This is a genomic window from Agromyces albus, from assembly GCF_030815405.1.
Taxonomy (GTDB): Bacteria; Actinomycetota; Actinomycetes; order Actinomycetales; family Microbacteriaceae; genus Agromyces; species Agromyces albus_A.
Map to the genome: position 1 here is coordinate 89,789 of NZ_JAUSWX010000001.1, position 17,347 is coordinate 107,135.

The following is a 17,347-nucleotide window of genomic DNA, read 5'->3' on the forward strand; positions in this document are numbered from 1 at the left end:
GAGAGAACGTTCTCTGTGGTGAGGCGAAGCAGCCTCCACACGGTCATATTCCCCAAAGAAGAGGAGCAGTTGTGAACTATCGCAAGCTGGCGCTTCCCGTCGCAGTACTCGGTGCCATGGCACTGGCGATCTCCGGATGCAGCACGGGCGGATCCGACGCATCGGGCGATCCCAACGCCGAATTCGAGTTCTGGTCGTTCACCGGCATCGGTCAGCAGGAATCGGTCGACCGATACCTCGAGATCAATCCCGATGCCAAGGTCAAGCTCTCGGAGGTCGGCAGCACGACCGAGACGGCGACCGCGCTCACCGCCGCCCTGGCCGGCGGGAAGGTGCCCGACCTGGTCATGATCCAGAACGACGACCTTCCGAAGTTCGTCGAGAACCCCGACAACTTCATCGACCTCCGCACGCTCGGGGGTGACGATGTCGGAGGCGAGTACCTGGACTGGGTGATCGACGCCGCGACCGGGCCTGACGGCTCCGTGATCGGCATCCCCACCGACGTGGGCGGGCTCAGCTTCGCGTACCGCGCCGACCTCTTCGAGGCGGCGGGCCTCCCCACCGACCCCGAAGAGGTCGCGCAGATGTGGTCCACGTGGGACGACTTCATCGCGATGGGGGAGAAGTACACGGCGGCGACAGGCCAGCCGTTCGTCGACAACGTGGAGACATCGGTGTTCTTCTCCACCGTGAATCAGGTGAAGGAGAAGTACTACTCGCCCGACGGTGAGCTGATCTTCGACACCAACCCCGAGGTCGAGGAGGCATTCGATGTCGCCGTGCGGACACACGATGCCGGCATCAGTGCCGGCATCGCGGCATGGTCCTCCGGATGGGCGCCGGGGAAGGCGAACGGCACGTTCGCGGTGACCACCGCGCCCTCATGGATGCTCTCGGGCATCGAGAACGATGCTCCCGATACGGCTGGGCTCTGGCGCATCGCGTCGATTCCGGGCGTAGGGGGCAACTGGGGCGGCAGCGTGATCGCGATTCCCGCCCGCGCCGAGAACCCTGAGGCAGCGTGGCAGTACATCGAGACGATGCTCTCGCCCGAGGGCCAGGCCGACCACTTCTCCGAGACCGGCACCTTCCCCGCCGCCAAGGACGCGCTGGAGAGCGAAGAGGTCGTCGCCTACACCAATCCGTTCTACGGCGACTCGGCCATCGGCAAGGTCATCAGCGATGCCGTGCTGAACTTCAACTCGTTCTACAACGGGCCCGACACGGGTGCCATCGGCGGGGCCCTGCTGAACGCCCTCGTCGACATGGAGGCCGGGAACGTCCGGCCATCGGATGCCTGGCAGACGGGCGTCGACAGCGCCAAGGCGGCCATCGGCGGTTGATCGCCATCTGATCGGTGGTGGCCCGCCGCTCGCCCGGCGGGCCACCACCCTCACAGAGGAGAACCATGACTGCGACCGCCACCATGATCACCATCGAGACGGGGAACACGAAGAAGCCCCAACAGCAAGCGACCCGCATCCGCAGTTCCTTCGGAGAGCGACTGGCGCCCTACCTCTACATCGCGCCGTTCTTCGCGATCTTCGTGGTCTTCGGGCTCTTCCCGCTGCTCTTCACCTTCTACGTCGCCCTGTTCGACTGGAACCCCATCGGGGAGCAGACGTTCGTCGGCTTCGCGAACTTCGAGCGGCTCTTCCAGGATCCCCGCTTCTGGAACGCCGTCGTCAACACCTTCTGGATCTTCGTGATCTCCACGGTCCCGCAGCTGCTGTTGGCGCTCGGGCTGGCACACCTGCTGAACCACGCCCGGCTGAAGTGGGCGAACTTCTTCCGAATGGCCCTGCTGGTTCCGTACATCACGTCGGTCGCCGCGACGGCGCTCGTGTTCGGTCAGATCTTCGACAAGAACTTCGGTCTGATCAACTGGGTCCTGGACATCTTCGGGATCGATCCGGTCAACTTCATGTCGTCGCAGATCGGATCGTGGATCGTGATCTCGTCGATGGTCATCTGGCGATGGTTCGGTTACAACACGCTGCTCTACCTCGCCGGGCTCCAAGCGATTCCGCGAGAGATCTACGAGGCGGCATCCGTTGACGGGGCCACGAGCTGGCAGCAGTTCATCCATCTCACGATCCCATCGCTGCGCCCGATCATCATCTTCACGGTCATCATGTCGACGATCGGCGGCCTGCAGATCTTCACGGAGCCGCTCCTGATCGCGCCCGAGTCGGGGCTGACGTGCGGTGCGGTGGGTCGGCAGTGCCAGACGCTGAGCCTGTTCCTCTATGAGCAGGGCTTCGGCCAGTTCGAATTCGGATACGGCTCGGCGATCGGTGTGGCGCTGTTCGTGATCGTCGTCGTGGTTTCCCTGATCAACTTCTACCTTTCCACCCGGACCCGGAGGGCGCGCTGATGGCCGACGTGATCGACAAGGCGATTCCCCAGGCGCCGCAGGAGGCATTCGCCGCTCCGGCGATACGTCGAAATCCAAAGCGCAGTAGCGGCGGGCGGATCGGCAAGGTGTCGTGGCCCGTCTACGTGCTGCTGGTCGTGGCCGTGCTGCTGAGCGTGTTCCCGCTCTACTACATGTTCGTCATCGCGTCGGTGGGCGCGTCGGCGGTGACGTCGATCCCGCCACGGCTGTATCCCGGCTTCAACTTCATGGATATCGCCACGAAGGTGTTCGACACCGTCCCGTTCTTCCAATCGCTCGTCAACAGCGTGATCGTCTCGCTGACGATCGCCGTGGTCTCTGCGATCCTCTGCGCGTTGGCGGGGTTCGCATTCGCGAAGCTGAGCTTCCGGGGGCGGGAGGCGCTGTTCATCGTCGTGCTGCTCACGATGACCGTGCCGGCACAGCTGAGCGTCATCCCCCAGTACCTGATCATCTCGTGGCTCGACTGGGTCGACACGCTCCAGGCGATCATCGTGCCAGGACTGGCGAGCGCCTTCGGCATCTTCTGGATGCGCCAGCACATGTCGTCGACCGTGAGCGACGAGCTCCTGCAGGCGGCGCGGATCGACGGCTGCAATTCGTGGCAGATCTTCTGGCGGATCGCGTTCCCGGTCGTGCGGCCGGCCGCGTTCGTCCTCGGGCTCATCACGTTCACCGCGGTCTGGAACGACTTCATGTGGCCGTTCATCGTGCTGAAGTCCCCGGAGCTGTTCACGGTGCAGATCGTGCTGAAGCAGCTCCAGGCGAACCGCACGATCGACCTCGCGCTCACCATGGGAGGGTCGTTCATGGCGACGCTGCCACTGCTGATCGTCTTCTTCTTCGTCGGTCGACGCATGGTCGCAGGAATCATGGACGGGGCGTTCAAGGGCTGATGATCGCTCAGGCATCCGACATCATGAACAACCGGACCCCGACCATCGACGGCGTGGTCCCCGAGGAACGCCACCTCGCGCATGTCTGGAACGCCTGCGTCGGCGCCGGCCGCGCAAACGAGGCATTGCGTGCGGACTGGCAGCAGCACTTCGCGGAGGCGGTCGAGAAGCTCGGCATGCGCTCGGTCCGATTCCACGGCCTCTTCCACGACGACATGTTCGTGTACCGGGCGCGTGGCGGCAGCGGGTTCGGCCCCGACGGGGAGTTGAGCGCGCCCACCTACACCTTCAGCTACGTCGACAAGGTCTTCGACTTCATCCTCGAGCAGGGCGCTCGCCCGTTCGTGGAGCTGGGCTTCATGCCTCGCGATCTCGCAACCGAGACCGAGACGGTGTTCTGGTGGGGCGCGCACGCGAGCCCGCCGAACGACATGAGTCGCTGGGTCGAGCTCGTCACGGTCACGATCGAGCACTGGATCGATCGCTACGGACTCGACGAGGTCGCGAACTGGCGATTCGAGGTGTGGAACGAGCCGAACCTCGTGCCCCACTTCTGGACGGGCACGAAGACGCAGTACTTCGAGCTGTACGAGGCGACCGCACGAGCGATCAAGGCGATCCACTCGTCGCTGCTCGTCGGCGGTCCCTCGACGAGCGTGTTCGTGCCGGACGCACGCTACGACGGAGAGACCGAGGACCGCGAGGCGCAATTCACCACCGCGGCCGCCGAGGACGTCGATGCCCTCGACTGGCGCCCGGTGTGGATCGAGGAATTCCTCGCCTGGTGCGCCGAGCGGAATCTGCCGGTCGATTTCGTCACGACGCATGTGTACCCCACCGACTACGCGTTCGGCGTGAGCGGCGATGCGAAGCTCATCAGTCGCTACGCGGACGCCACCCTCGATGACCTGACCCTTCTCGAGCGCCTCGTGGCCGAGAGTGCGTATCCGAAGGCGGAGATCCACATCACGGAATGGTCGACGACGCCGTCGAGCAGGGACAGCATTCACGACACCGTGTTCGCGGCGACCTACATCACGAGGGCGTACCTGCAGTGCACCGATCTGGCCCAATCCATCTCGTACTGGACCTTCACGGACGTCTTCGAGGAGGGCGGGGCGGGCATCGGGCCGTTCCACGGCGGATTCGGCATCGTCAACGAGCAGGGCATCCACAAGCCGACATTCCACGCTTTCTTGGCGCTCGCACGGCTGGGCGATCGCCTGCTGCTGTCGACCGCCGAGGGCGTGATCACGAGAGACAGCGCGACATCCGCGATCTCGGCCGTCTTCTTCAACTATCCCGCCGACATGGGCCGGGCATCGGTCGGATCACGGGACTCCTACCCCGAGACTCGCGAGCTGCGGCAGCGCGGTCCGGCACGCCGGATCCGTCACTCGGTGGAGGGACTCGAGCCGGGCGCCGTCTTCCTCATCGAGATCCTCGACCCCGACCATGGCGACGTCGCCGAGGCCTGGTATCGCCTCGGGTCGCCCCAGAATCTGACGCCCGCGCAGACGGCCCACCTGCGCGAGGTCGCAGACGGACTCGAACGGTCCTCCCTGACGGTCTCGCCGGAAGGCGTGCTGGAGATCGACCTCGACCTGCAGCCGTGGGCCGTGGCATCCGTGGTCCCCTTATGACGGCACTCGACTATGACGGCATTCGACGCAGGGCCGAGCCGCCGCCGGGAAGGTAGGCGCGCCGAGCCGTTTCGGCCGAGACCGTGGGCCAGTCGGTGTCGCCGACGACGCGCCGGACACGGTCGACCCAGTCTTCGAAGGCTCCCCCGATGCCGAAGGTGGCGCTGACGGGCCAGTCGCTGCCGACCATGGCACGCTCGGGCCCGAAGACGGCGAGCGCGTGCTCGATCCAGCCGTCGGCGTGGCGCGCGAAGGCAGCCGGGTCGGTGGACTCCGCCGTCATTCCGGAGAGCTTGACGAAGGTGTCGGGGCGCTCGGCGAGCGACTCGATGTTGCGCGCCCAGGCACGCCCTGCCGTGCTGCCGATTCCTTCGTCGACGGGCGGCTTGCCCAGGTGGTCGAGGATCACGGTGAGGTTCGGGGCGACGGCCAGCAGCTCGATCAGCGCGGGCAACTGCGCGTGCCGGATGCACGCGTCGAAACGCGCGCCGTGAGCCTCGACCACACGCAACCCCTCGGCGACCGAAGGGAAGTCCTCGACTGGAGTGTCCTGCAGCAGATGCCGCACGCCGACCACGCGCGGGAGTGCCGCAAGTGCATTCAAGTGGTCGGAGACCGCGGATGCCTCGAGCGTCAGGTCTGCGCCGGCGACGATGGCGATGAGCTCGGGCCACTCGCTCTCGTCGACCCATCGCGCCTCGTCGAGCGGGTCGGAACCGCCGGCCTCCACGAAGATCATGCCGGTCGTCGTGCCACCGGCACGGTCGACCTCTTGGGGCAGTACCGGGCGGTCGAGCTCGGTCCCGGCGAGCCAGGCGTAGGGGAGTCGTCGCGGATCCCAGACGTGCACGTGGCTGTCGATGAGCGTCATCGGCCGAGCCATCCGCCGTCGACCGGCAGCACGACTCCCGAGACGTAGTCGGATGCCGCGGATGCGAGGAACACCGTGGCGCCCCCGAGGTCGTCGGGTCGACCCCAGCGGGCCGCCGGGATACGCTCCAGAATCGAGCGGGTCCGGGTGGGGTCGTCGCGCAGCGCTTGCGTGTTGTCGGTCTCGATGTAGCCCGGCGCGATCGCATTGACCTGGATGCCTCGGGCCGCCCACTCGTTCGCGAGCGCCTTCGTGAGCCCGGCGATGCCGGACTTCGCCGCAGCATAGCCCGGCACGTTGATGCCGCCTTGGAAGCTCAGGAGGCTCGCCGTGAAGATCACCTTGCCCGAGCCGCGCTCCAGCATCGGCCGTGCCACACGCTGGGTGAGGACGAACTGGCTGGACAGGTCGATCTCGATGACGCGGTCCCAGAACTCGAGCGGATGCTCCGCCGCGGGGGCGCGCTCGATGGTGCCGGCGTTGTTCACGAGGATGTCGGGCGAGCGCGTCGCCAACTCGTCGCCGAGAGCCATGACGGCGTCGCGATCCGCGAAGTCGACCGCTCGGCTCTCGAAGCTCCGCCCGAGCGCCGTGACGGCGTCTTCGACTGCGCTGCCCGATGACGGGATGGTGGCGCTCACGCCGATGATGTCAGCGCCCGCCTTCGCCAGTGCGGTGGCCATGCCCAGGCCGATGCCGCGGTTCGCGCCGGTGACGACCGCGAGCCGCCCGGAGAGGTCGAACGCGCTCACGCTGCCTCTCCCTCAGTGCCGACATCGACGAGGATCTTCATCGCCCTGCCGTTCTCGACGTCGGCGAAGGCGGCCTGCGTGTCTTCCATGGATACGATGCGGCTGATCATGAGGTCGGTCGGGATGACGCCGTCGCCGATGAGGTCGACGGCGGTCTCGAAGTCCGTTCGCTGGTAGACCCGCGCGCCGAGCAGCCGGAGCTCGCGCCAGAACACGCGCTGCAGGTCGACTTCGCGCGGAGTCGGGTGGATGGCGACCACGACGATCGTGCCGCGCACCTTCGCGAGGTGCGGTGCGCCGAGAACGGCGGCGGCGGCACCGGACACCTCGAAGACGACGTCGGCTCCCGCGCCGCCGGTCCATTCCTCGACCCATGAGACCTGATCGGTCGATCGGGGGTCGAGCGTACGGAATCCGAGGCCCTCGACTTGCGCGCGGCGGGCTGGGTCGAGCTCGATGACCGCCACCTCGGCCCCGAAATGACGTGCCACGACGGCGATGAGCACGCCGATCGGGCCTCCGCCGATGACGACCGCCTTCTGGTCGGCGACGAGCTCCGAGCGGCGAACGTCGTGGACCGCGACCGCCACCGGCTCGACGAGGGCGGCGGCGTCGAGCGGAATGCCGTCGGGCATGCGCACGAGGGTGTGCGCGGGTACGTTCCACAACTGCTGCAGCGCACCGGGCGAGTCGATGCCGATGAAGTCGAGGTTCTGGCAGATGTGCTCGTTGCCGGCGAGGCAGGCGGGGCAGGTGCCATCCCAGTCGAGCGGCATCACGGTGACCTTCTCGCCGACGTTCCAGCCGTCGACGTCGTCGCCCACCGCGTCGATCGTGCCGCTCATCTCGTGCCCGAAGACGAGCGGCGTGTCCACGCGGGCATCCATGCTCCCGTGGATGATGTGCAGGTCGGTGCCGCAGAGACCGACATAGGCGACGCGAATTCTCACTTCGCCTCGACCCGGCTGCCGCGACTCGACGTCGCCCACCTGCAGTCGGCGGTCGCCGATGTACGCCACGGTGCGCATGGTGCTCTCCCAGATAGATATGATGAATAGTAGTCTTATCGTAGACCCGCAGCCAGTGAACTTCACTACTCTTTCCGGGTCCCAAGAAGCACGTGGGGAATTGATCTCATGATTTGTCGCAGAGGGTGCGATGCGAAGCCGCGTTCATAAGGGTCTGTCGCTCACCGAGCTGGGATTCGGCGCGTCGCAGCTCGGCAATCTCTACCGTGAGACCACAGACGAGGAGTCCGCGGCCGCGATCGATTCCGCATGGGAGCAGGGAGTTCGCTATTTCGACACCGCGCCGCACTACGGCCTCGGCCTGTCTGAACGTCGCCTCGGAGCGGCCCTGGCAACCCGGCCACGCGACGAGTACGTGCTGTCGACGAAGGTGGGCCGTCTTCTCGTGCCGAGTCCTGAGACGAGCGGGCAGCTGGATGGCGAGGGGTTCGTCGTCCCGGCGGAGGTGAAGCGGCAGTGGGACTTCAGCCGAGACGGTGTCCTCCGCTCGATCGAGGCCAGTCTGGAACGGCTGAATACCGACAGGCTCGACGTCGTCTACCTCCACGACCCGGATGCGCACTGGGCTGCCGCATCGACGTCCGCCATGGATGCACTCATCGAGCTTCGGGATCAGGGCGCGATCGGTGCAGTGGGTGTCGGCATGAATCAGTCCGCGATGCTGACTCAGTTCGTGGAGCAGTGCGACGTCGACCTGGTCATGGTGGCCAATAGATTCACCCTGCTCGAACAGGGGGCACTCACCGACCTCATGCCTCTTGCGATCGAGCGGAACGTCGGCGTCGTCGCGGCCGCTGTCTACAACTCTGGTCTCCTGAGCCAGCCCCGGCCGTCGTTGAATGCCCGATACGACTACGGTGCGGCCCCGGAATCGGCGATCCGGCGGGCGAACGCGATCGCGGACATCTGCGAATCGCACGGAGTTGCGCTGCCGGAGGCTGCGGTGCAGTTCCCATTGCGACATCCCGCCGTCGTATCGATCGTCGTCGGGAGCCGGACCTCAGCGCAGGTGGCGAGCAACGTGCAGAGGTACGCCGCCCCCATTCCCGACGAGCTCTGGACAGATCTCACCGAGCTCGGACTCGTTCCCTCATTGACACAGACAGGCATTTCCGCATGACTTCCATCACCGCAATCCGGGTTCACGATGTCCGCTTCCCGACATCGCTCACCATGGACGGTTCCGATGCGATGAACAAGGACGGCGACTACTCGGCAGCGTATGTCGTCATCGAGACCGACGAGCCCGGCCTGTCGGGCTACGGCTTCACGTTCACGATCGGGCGCGGCAACGACTTGTGCGTCGAAGCGGCTCGGCAGCGAGGCATTCCCCTGATCGGCCGGCGCGTGAGGGATGTCGTCGGCGACCTGGGCGGAACCTACCGGGAGCTCGCGTCGGACTCGCAACTGCGGTGGCTCGGACCTGAGAAGGGCGTCGTCCACCTCGCGCTGGCGGCCGTCATGAACGCGGTCTGGGACCTCGCCGCCCGGCGAGCCGGGAAGCCACTGTGGCGCTTGCTGGCTGACATGACCCCGGAAGAACTCGTGGATGTCGCCGACCTTCGATATCTCTCCGACGCCCTGACGCGTGATGAGGCGCTCGAGATGCTCGCCGAGATGGAGCCCACCCGCAAGCGCAGAATCGCCGAGCTCGAATTGCGCGGCGGCTATCCGTGCTACACCACGAGCGCAGGGTGGCTCGGGTACAGCGACGACAAGCTCCGTCGCCTGCTTCAAGAAGCCGTCGACGAAGGCTACCGTCACGTGAAACTGAAGGTGGGCGCCGACATCGATGACGATGTCAGGAGACTCCGCATCGCGCGGGAAGTGATCGGGTGGGACGCCGCCCTGATGATCGATGCCAACCAGGTGTGGGACGTCCCGGAGGCCATCGAGTGGATCGGGCGCCTCGCCGAGTTCAAGCCGATGTGGATCGAGGAACCCACGAGCCCAGACGATGTTCTCGGCCACGCGGCAATTCGCAAGGCTGTGGCCCCGATCGGCGTGGCCACAGGAGAACACGGCATGAACAGGGTGTTGTTCAAACAGATGTTCCAAGCCGAAGCCATCGACTACTGCCAGTTGGACTCGGCGCGCCTGGCCAGCATCAATGAGATCTTGGCCGTCTATCTCATGGCCAAGAAGTTCGGCGTTCCCGTGTGTCCTCATGCCGGCGGGGTAGGGCTGTGCGAGCTGGTTCAGCACCTTTCGATCTTCGACTACGTGGCGATCTCCGGGACTCTCGAGAACCGCGTCACCGAGTACGTCGACCACCTCCACGAGCATTTCGTCGACCCGTGCATCATCCGCAACGGGAACTACGTGCTTCCCAACGCCCCTGGCTACAGCGCCGAGATGTTCGAGGAGTCCGTTCGGGAGTACTCATTCCCGAACGGCAGTCACTGGGTTTCGAGTGCCGCGATCGAGGGCCTGGCCCTCGAGGCATCCGTTCACTGATGTGTCGCTCGAACCGCGAAGTGACCACGCTAGGCCGGCAACGCCGGATCCTCCTCGACAAGGCCCCGAACCTCACGCTCATGGATGAACTCCTCCACGGCCAGCAGATGAGTGCCCATCCACAAGCGAGCGGCATCCGGATCATGCGCTGCGAGGGCGCGAAGAACCGCACGGTGCTCCGCATGAGTGGCGCGCGTTGCGCCGTCTTCGGTGATGGCTCGCCACATCCGCGTGCGCACGGTCTTGCTCGCCAGTGCCTCGATGAGGGCCTCGAGAGCCGGATTGCCGGAGGCGTGAGCGACGATCCGATGGAATCGGATGTCGGCCTCCATGACGGCATCATGGTCGATCTCGGCGGCACCGAGAAGCGACTCGAAATGGTCGAGGGTCTCGTCGGCCTCGAGAAGAGCCTTCTCGTCGATGACACGCGCAGCCAGCCCCGCCGCTTCCATCTCCAGCACTCGACGAACGGACTGCAAATGAACACTGCTGTGAGCGGCTTGCAAATCAACCATGAAACTCACCGGCGACAACAGCAGGCTCGCGTCGAGCGAGGTCACATACGTACCGTCACCCTGCCGCGTCTCCAGCACGCCCATCATGCACAACGCACGGACACCTTCACGCAACGGCCCGCGGGAAACCCCGAGCTGGAGCGCGAGCTCCTTTTCGATCGGCAACCGGGCACCCGGAGCCCACACCCCCTCGATGATCATTCGTTTGATCTCATCGACGACGACATCGGTCTGAGCCCGCGGAATGCCGCCAGGCGAGCGCGGGGACGAGGACGAGAGAACGCCATTCATGTGATCATCGTAGTTGGCGAGGCTGATGCCCTCTTGGAACAGCGCGGAGCACAGCGATGAAGGCCGCCCTTGCCATGGCGCCCGACATGTTGCCATTCATCTTCGGCGACGACGAGCTCCGTCGGCTCCAGCAACTCCTCGACCTCGACGCAGATCGCATCCTGAGCTCGATCGACGACCTCGACGATGAAGAACGTGCAGCAACCGAACTCCTGATCACCGGGTGGGGGGCGTTCCGGATCGGGCCGAACGAGCTGGCGATGCTGCCGGCCCTCCGCGCCGTGGTGCACTGGGGCGGGGGCATCGGGTTCCTTGATCAGAGTGCGACCGCACGCGGCATCGCCGTGTCGTCCGCACGGGCCGGCAACGCGATCCCCGTGGCCGAGTTCACGGTCGCCATGATCACCCTGGCTGCGAAAGACGCCTTCTGGGTTTCACGCGAGTACTGCAGGGAACAACGGACGATCCACCGCGAGATCGAGCTGCCGCACACGGGGCTGTACGAAACCACGATCGGCCTGGTCGGCGCATCGACCATCGGAACACTGGTCATCGAGCAACTTCGAGATCGCGACGTCGAGATCCTCGTCTACGACCCGTACCTGACGGCCACTGACGCCGCACGACTCGAGGTGGAACCGGTCGGCGATCTCGAAGAGCTCGCACGTCGGAGCAGCGTGCTCTCACTCCACGCACCGGCGATGCCGCAAACCGATCGGATGATCTCCCGCACGGTACTCGCGGCCATGCCCGACGGCGCGACACTCGTGAACACGGCGCGCGGTTCGCTCGTCGACCAGGACGCCCTCATCGAGGAACTCGCAGGCGGTCGACTTCGAGCGATCCTCGACGTCACCGAACCGGAGGTGCTGCCGAAGGGGCATCCGCTCTACGCCCTTCCGAACGTGTTCCTCACCCCGCACCTCGCCGGATCCACCGGAACCGAACTCCGCCGGCTCGGCCGCGCGGCGCTCGCCGAGGTGGAACGATTCGTCTCCGGCGCACCGTTCGAGCATCCATTCCCCCTTACATGATGATCCAAAGTGGAGTACGACAGTGACATCGACCGCCCCTCTGCACGTCGACCACGAACTCGCCATCGAGTGGACCCACTCCAGACTGCACCTGCGGTTCGACCACGGTGACGACCAGGTGCGTTGACGGGGCTGGGCTGAAGGCGAATGAAGACCGTGATCCCGAAACCACTGTTCCGCGACCCGATCCACGACGGGGCCGCCGACCCCACGCTGATCTGGAACCGCGCCGCGGGGGAGTGGTGGATGTTCTACACCAACCGCCGCGTCTTGGCGCCCCCGATCGACGACGTCTCCTGGGTTTTCGGTACCGACATCGGCATCGCCGCCTCGGCCGACGGCGGCGCAACCTGGTCCTATCGCGGCACCGCGCAGGGCCTCGAGACCGGCTGGGGCCGCGACACCTTCTGGGCGCCGGAGGTCGTAGACGACGGCGCGGTCTACCACATGTACGTGAGCTACATCGAGGGCGTGCACTCGAAGTGGGGCGCCCCGGGGGAGATCCGCCACTACACGAGCGCGGATCTCGCGAATTGGGAGTACGAGTCCACGCTGGACCTCGACTCACGGCACGTCATCGACGCATGCGTCGTCCCGCTCCCGGGAGGAGGCTGGCGCATGTGGTACAAGGACGACGACCGCGGCACCCACACCTACTCGGCCGACAGTCCCGACCTGTACCGGTGGACGCCGGGCGGAGCGGCCGTGGAGAACCTGCCGCATGAAGGGCCGAACGTCTTCGAGCTCGGGGGCTCGCACTGGATGCTCACCGACGAATGGGCCGGCCTACGGGTGCACCGGTCGACCGATTTGCGCACCTGGGAGACGCAGGACCGCATCCTCGCCGAGTCCGGCTCGGGTGAGGACGATGGCGGCAGCGGGCTCCACGCCGACGTGGTCGTAGTGGGCGACGACGCGTTCGTCTTCTACTTCACGCATCCAGAGCGCCCCCCGGGCGCACCGGTCCGCGACAGTCTCTACGCTCACCGCCGCAGCTCGATCCAGGTCGCCCGTGCGTATGTGGCCGAAGGGCGGCTGGTGTGCGACCGGGACGAGGTGCTGACCGCGCCGATCCTCCCGCCGGGCGGGCCGTGAATCCATGGTCCAGACGACTGGAAGACCAAGGGCCCCAAGCTTCTGCTTGGGGCCCTTGGTCTTGAGCAACTACGCCCTTGTCAGTCCTGCGATTGCATCGGCGAGACCACCAGCGGCGGTGTCGACCTCCTCCTGAGTGGCGCCCTTGTCGTCGGCGACGGTTTGGGCGGCGTCACGAGCGACAACGAGAGCCGCCCAGGACTCGGCGGTCCAGTCGGCCTCGGTCAGCTTGGACGCGTCGTCGAGGTGGACGGCGAGAGCGGACTTGTCGATGACCTCGACGATGAACTGGAGTTCGGCGACGTTGCAGTAGCCGTTGCCGCCGCTGATGCGCAGGGCCTCATAGTGGACGGGCTCGGTCAGGGCGACCGTGTTCCAGCCGCGAACCGGGGTTCCAGTGCTCGCGAACTTGCTCCAGGTGGCACCCCCATCGTTGGAACCTTGGATTTCCATGCCCGTCGCCCGCAACGGCGCGCTGTCCCTCGGGAAGTACTTCACGCCGACCACGGTGAACGCGGTCCCGTCTGTCGGGAGCACGGTATTGGTGCAGGACTTCGTGGTCGTGTCGGTGAATGTGCCGGTGTCCCCGTCGAACATGCGCCAGCCGTTCGCCGCCGCGCTCGTCGCGCCGTCAGCGGTCGCGGTGCTCGCGGCGACCCAGGACGGATCGAACGTCGCGGGCGCCTCAGCAGCCAACGGGTTCAGCAGGGTCCAGGCGTCGACGAGACGCTGCGCGAGCGCCTGCTCGTCGGCGTCGGGCCCGGCGAGTGCCTCACGCACCGCCGCGACTTCGCGGGGGAACAGGAGCTGGGAACCGCGCGTGTACGCACCCAGGTCGACCGCGTCGGCGCGCTCGAGGAGCGGGTCGATGTCGTACGAGAACGAGCCGAAGAGCCGGAGTTCCGCGATATGGATCAGCATGCCGTTCTTGACACGCAGGTAGCGGTAGGCCTCGTCTCCAGAGGTCGGGAGGTTCTGCCACGAGAGTGTCTTGAAGGTCGGCTCAGTCAGCGTCGTCCAGGACGACAGGTCGTTCGAGCCTTCGAAGACCAGGCCGTTCATCTGCCTCACGCCCTCGTTGTCTTGGCGCGCGAGGTAGTCGAGGCGGTCCACGTTGAGCTGGGTGCCTTGGCCGAAGTCCCAGATCAGGTCGGCCTGGCCGTCGACGGTGACGATGTTGCTGAAGGTCGAGGCCTTCGCGTCGAACATCTTCGCCGCTTCGGTGGCCTTCGATGAGTCGGCCGAACCGTCCGCCTTGACCACTTGGGCGTCGGCGAGATCGATGAGATTCCGTTCGTCCGAGCCGTACAGGGCGGTGCCGTCCGTCGAGCCGTGGATCGTCGTGGCTGCCTCTGCGTCCTCAGTGGTGTGGTCGATGACGAGGTCGAGGCGGCCGCCGCCGGCGAGGTCGCCGAGCGTGCCGGTGGCCGTCCACGAAAGCGAGTTCTCGCTGGTCGCGGCGAGCTCCTGGCCGCCGAGGCTCACTGTTGCGTCGCTGATCGGCTTCGCGCTGGTGAACGTCACGTTGACGTCGTCGCCCGCGATCACCCTGCCCGCCTCGGCGTCAGGAGAAGCCACCGAGACGTCGGTGATGTCCCCGGGGACTTCCGAGCGGTCGCCGAAGACATGGAACTCGGAGACGGACCAGATGCCCGGGTACGCGGGGTCGATCGGAGGGGCCGGCTCGTCGATCTGGAGCTTCAGGTAGCGGAACTCCTTGCCGCGGTGCTCGGCGATGACGGGGATCTTCTCCATGTCGTTGGTGTCGCCGGTCGGCCGCTCGGTGAGGAGATCCCAGGTGATGCCGTCGTTGGAGCCGTACACGTTGGTGCCCTGCGAGCGCATCGGGAACGAGAAGCGGGCCTGGAGGCCGAACTCCTCGGCCGAGACGCGATACCGGGTGCCGTAGTCGAGCGTGACGAACCCCACGCGCAGGTCGCCGAAGTGGCTGTGGTTGCCGCCGTCGGCGAGGGCGCGGGCCTGGTCCGCGGTCATGTTGGCTGGCGTGACCGCGTCGCGGTAGTCGAGCGATCCGTCCGCCAGGCGCGGGTTGAGCAGCTCGAGCGCCTCGATGGCGTCCAGCAGGGCTTGGAACGCGGTGCGGAACTCCTCGTCGGTTCCGTTCTCGGATGCGTCCCTCGTGGTGGCGAGTGCGGCCTGGTACGGCTCGTTGGAGGCCGTGGTGTAGACCGCGCCCTCCTCGGTGCCGTCCGCGACGGCGGCATCGATCATCTTGGGCCGGTTCTTGGCCACGACGAGCTCGAAAGTCCGCGCAGAGACCGCATCGCCGTCGTCGGCGATGATCTGGACCTTGTGCGAGCCCCGGTCGTGGTCGGTCGGCTTCCAAGTGACCGTGCCGGTCGCAGCGTCGAGCTCCGCGCCCTCGGGCAGGCCGGAGGCGGTGAAGGCTGGGGCGCCGCCCGCGTCGGTCGCGCCGAGCTCAAAGGTCGAGGTCGCGTCCGGCCACAGGTAGTACTTGTCGCGAGCCTGCTCGAAGGCGGGCGGGGTGAGCTGCTTCTGGGCGTCGAACATGACGGCGTCCATGTCCACGGTGGTGCCGTCGCCGATCACCCGATAGAACTGGGTGTTGGGCCCGCTCGCGGGATAGGTGACGTACCGCCATTCGCCTTGCGTGTCAGGGAGTTCGATCCGCGCCATGACGCCCGGCTCGGGTTCGAGCTCGTTGCGGGGGTCGGGCTCTTCCTTGTCGAGCACCTCGATGACCGCGGGGCCGTCGGTGCGCACGAGGACGCCCAACTTGCTGTTGCCGGGGTACATCACGCGGCTGACGACGCTCACCGTGCCGTCCGCGTCTGCGGTCGCGCGGGCGAAGGTGCGGTCGTCTTCGGTGATGATCTCGGTATCGTCGTCGAGCGGGATGCCGTAGTTGCCGAAGTTGAGCGTGGTGTCCTCCACCGGGGTCGGCTCGGTGCCGGCCAGCTCCGGCGGGAACGCCACCCAGTACTCGATACTCTTGTCGCCGGCGCTCCAGAAGTTGTTGACGCCGGTGCCGTAGTTGTAGAGGGGGCCGTCCATGCGCTCGTGGAGAAGAGCGACGTTCGGGGCCTCGGCCTCGACGTCGACGCCCTCGACGTACTTGTACTGGTAGTACAACTCGTTGAGCGGGTTGAACATCCGGCCGCGGTAGGCCGAGGAGATGGTCCCGCCGGTCCCTCGGTCGTCGACGTACTGCGTGGGCTGGCCCATCATGAAGCCGTCGAAGGCGTTGGCGCCCGCGAGGAGGCGGTTGCCGAGGAATCCGTAAGCGGAGACGGCGTCGTCGGCGGTGGAGACGGTGCCGTCTTCGGGGTCGACTTTGGTGCCCTGCACGTGGAGGAAGCGGGCCATTGCGGCGAAGTTGTCGATGTTGCACTCGGCGTGGGCCTGGTCGCGGCCCATCTCGCGCACCTGCACGAAGTCCTCGCCGTAGGGGTTGAGGGGGTCGTCGGCTTCGATGAGCGGCATCTGCTGCGCCATCGAGCCGTTGATGTAATCGTCGAACGTGGCGTTCACGGTGAACCATTCGACGCCCGTGGCGTAGGCCTCTGCGTCGTCGGCGTAGATCGCGGTCGCAATGCGGCCGTAGAGCCCGAAGTTGTGCTGGTTCATCCAGCGCCCGTTGGAGTACAGGAACTTGTCGACCACGGGGTTCGCGAAGTTGGTGAGCAGGCGCTCGTCGTCCTCGGCACTCCAGACCACGTTGTACCCGTCGTGTTTCCCGGGGGTGTCGTCGGCGAGCGGTTCGGTGGCGCGGATGATCTCGGCGGCCATGAGGAACTGTGAGAGCGGCTTGCCGGTGTGGATGTGTGCGTCGGCGAAGTAGACGTAGCCGTCGGGGTTCATGCTCGCCCAGGTGCGCAGGGCCTGGATCGCGTTCTTGCGGTAGACCTCGTTGCCGGTCATGACCCACATGAGGGACTGAGTGAGCGCGCCGAAGGAGTCGTTGGTCTCGCGGCCGCGCAGGCTCCCGTGGTTGAAGTTCGGGTCGAGCGCGACGTCCGGCTGGGCGGCGGACTTGGAGTTGGCCGCGCGGTAGGTCTTGGAGGCGGCGCCGACCTTCGTCATGGCCTCGAAGTAGGAGGCCCAGGGCTCTTGGCCGGTACGGACCATCTCTTGGGCGTTGCGGAGGTCGTCGGCAGAGAGGCCCACGCCGGGGTGGACGAATCCGGCGTCGCTGACCGTCTCGTTGATGGCGACGATGTTGTCGGTGAGGAGGTCGCCGGGTTCGGCTGCCTTCGCTGGGGACGCCGCCACGAGAATGCCTGCCACGATCGCCAGTACGGCGGTGACGGCAGTTGATCGTTTACGGTTGCGGGCTTGCGTCATTGCATGCTTCCTTCCCTGGAGTTGGCGCAATTGGGACC

Annotated in this window: 13 protein-coding genes; 8 read left to right on the forward strand and 5 right to left on the reverse strand. The window is 66.2% G+C overall.

Annotation, left to right across the window (positions count from 1 at the left end; translation table 11 throughout):
* Positions 1-71 precede the first annotated feature (71 nt).
* The 4 genes from QFZ29_RS00385 (at position 72) to QFZ29_RS00400 (ending at position 4,940) form a co-directional block, all read left to right on the forward strand.
* Positions 72-1,346 (forward strand): ABC transporter substrate-binding protein, encoded by a 1,275-nt coding sequence (locus QFZ29_RS00385; protein WP_306892261.1) that lies wholly within the window; start codon positions 72-74, stop codon positions 1,344-1,346.
* Positions 1,347-1,411: 65 nt separating this feature from the next.
* Entirely contained in the window at positions 1,412-2,380 is a 969-nt protein-coding gene (locus tag QFZ29_RS00390; protein WP_306892262.1) for a carbohydrate ABC transporter permease, read from the forward strand.
* Positions 2,380-3,297, forward strand: a complete 918-nt coding sequence (locus QFZ29_RS00395; protein WP_306892263.1) for a carbohydrate ABC transporter permease — start codon at positions 2,380-2,382, stop codon at positions 3,295-3,297. Before QFZ29_RS00390 ends, QFZ29_RS00395 begins: the two co-directional genes overlap by 1 nt.
* A 23-nt stretch (positions 3,298-3,320) precedes the next feature.
* On the forward strand, positions 3,321-4,940 hold the full coding sequence (locus tag QFZ29_RS00400) for a GH39 family glycosyl hydrolase (protein WP_306892264.1): 1,620 nt from the start codon (positions 3,321-3,323) through the stop codon (positions 4,938-4,940).
* Between the two features lie 10 nt (positions 4,941-4,950).
* Here QFZ29_RS00400 and QFZ29_RS00405 read toward each other — a convergent pair whose 3' ends face one another.
* The 3 genes from QFZ29_RS00405 to QFZ29_RS00415 are packed head-to-tail and all read right to left on the reverse strand — an operon-like array spanning position 4,951 to position 7,591.
* Positions 4,951-5,811: an amidohydrolase family protein gene (locus QFZ29_RS00405; protein ID WP_306892265.1), complete on the reverse strand. Its 861-nt coding sequence runs from the start codon at positions 5,809-5,811 to the stop codon at positions 4,951-4,953.
* On the reverse strand, positions 5,808-6,563 hold the full coding sequence (locus QFZ29_RS00410) for an SDR family oxidoreductase (RefSeq protein ID WP_306892266.1): 756 nt from the start codon (positions 6,561-6,563) through the stop codon (positions 5,808-5,810). Before QFZ29_RS00410 ends, QFZ29_RS00405 begins: the two co-directional genes overlap by 4 nt.
* Entirely contained in the window at positions 6,560-7,591 is a 1,032-nt protein-coding gene (locus QFZ29_RS00415; protein WP_306892267.1) for a zinc-dependent alcohol dehydrogenase, read from the reverse strand. The genes QFZ29_RS00410 and QFZ29_RS00415 overlap by 4 nt, the downstream gene beginning before the upstream one ends.
* 130 nt (positions 7,592-7,721) lie before the next feature.
* On the opposite strand from QFZ29_RS00415, the gene QFZ29_RS00420 reads away from it, so the two are divergent.
* Together QFZ29_RS00420 and QFZ29_RS00425 are read left to right on the forward strand one after the other, a co-directional pair.
* Positions 7,722-8,711 (forward strand): aldo/keto reductase, encoded by a 990-nt coding sequence (locus QFZ29_RS00420; RefSeq protein ID WP_306892268.1) that lies wholly within the window; start codon positions 7,722-7,724, stop codon positions 8,709-8,711.
* The gene (locus QFZ29_RS00425; RefSeq protein ID WP_306892269.1) at positions 8,708-10,048 is read left to right on the forward strand and encodes an L-fuconate dehydratase; all 1,341 of its coding nucleotides are present in this window, start codon (positions 8,708-8,710) and stop codon (positions 10,046-10,048) included. Before QFZ29_RS00420 ends, QFZ29_RS00425 begins: the two co-directional genes overlap by 4 nt.
* A 29-nt stretch (positions 10,049-10,077) precedes the next feature.
* Here QFZ29_RS00425 and QFZ29_RS00430 read toward each other — a convergent pair whose 3' ends face one another.
* Positions 10,078-10,854 carry a FadR/GntR family transcriptional regulator gene (locus QFZ29_RS00430; protein ID WP_306892270.1) on the reverse strand — a complete coding sequence of 259 codons (777 nt, stop codon included), beginning with the start codon at positions 10,852-10,854 and terminating at the stop codon, positions 10,078-10,080.
* A gap of 56 nt (positions 10,855-10,910) precedes the next feature.
* On the opposite strand from QFZ29_RS00430, the gene QFZ29_RS00435 reads away from it, so the two are divergent.
* Together QFZ29_RS00435 and QFZ29_RS00440 are read left to right on the forward strand one after the other, a co-directional pair.
* Positions 10,911-11,888, forward strand: a complete 978-nt coding sequence (locus tag QFZ29_RS00435; RefSeq protein ID WP_306892271.1) for a hydroxyacid dehydrogenase — start codon at positions 10,911-10,913, stop codon at positions 11,886-11,888.
* 156 nt (positions 11,889-12,044) lie between these two features.
* Positions 12,045-12,983 carry a glycoside hydrolase gene (locus QFZ29_RS00440; RefSeq protein ID WP_306892272.1) on the forward strand — a complete coding sequence of 313 codons (939 nt, stop codon included), beginning with the start codon at positions 12,045-12,047 and terminating at the stop codon, positions 12,981-12,983.
* 69 nt (positions 12,984-13,052) lie between these two features.
* Here QFZ29_RS00440 and QFZ29_RS00445 read toward each other — a convergent pair whose 3' ends face one another.
* Positions 13,053-17,309: a putative Ig domain-containing protein gene (locus tag QFZ29_RS00445; protein ID WP_306892273.1), complete on the reverse strand. Its 4,257-nt coding sequence runs from the start codon at positions 17,307-17,309 to the stop codon at positions 13,053-13,055.
* Positions 17,310-17,347 lie beyond the last annotated feature (38 nt).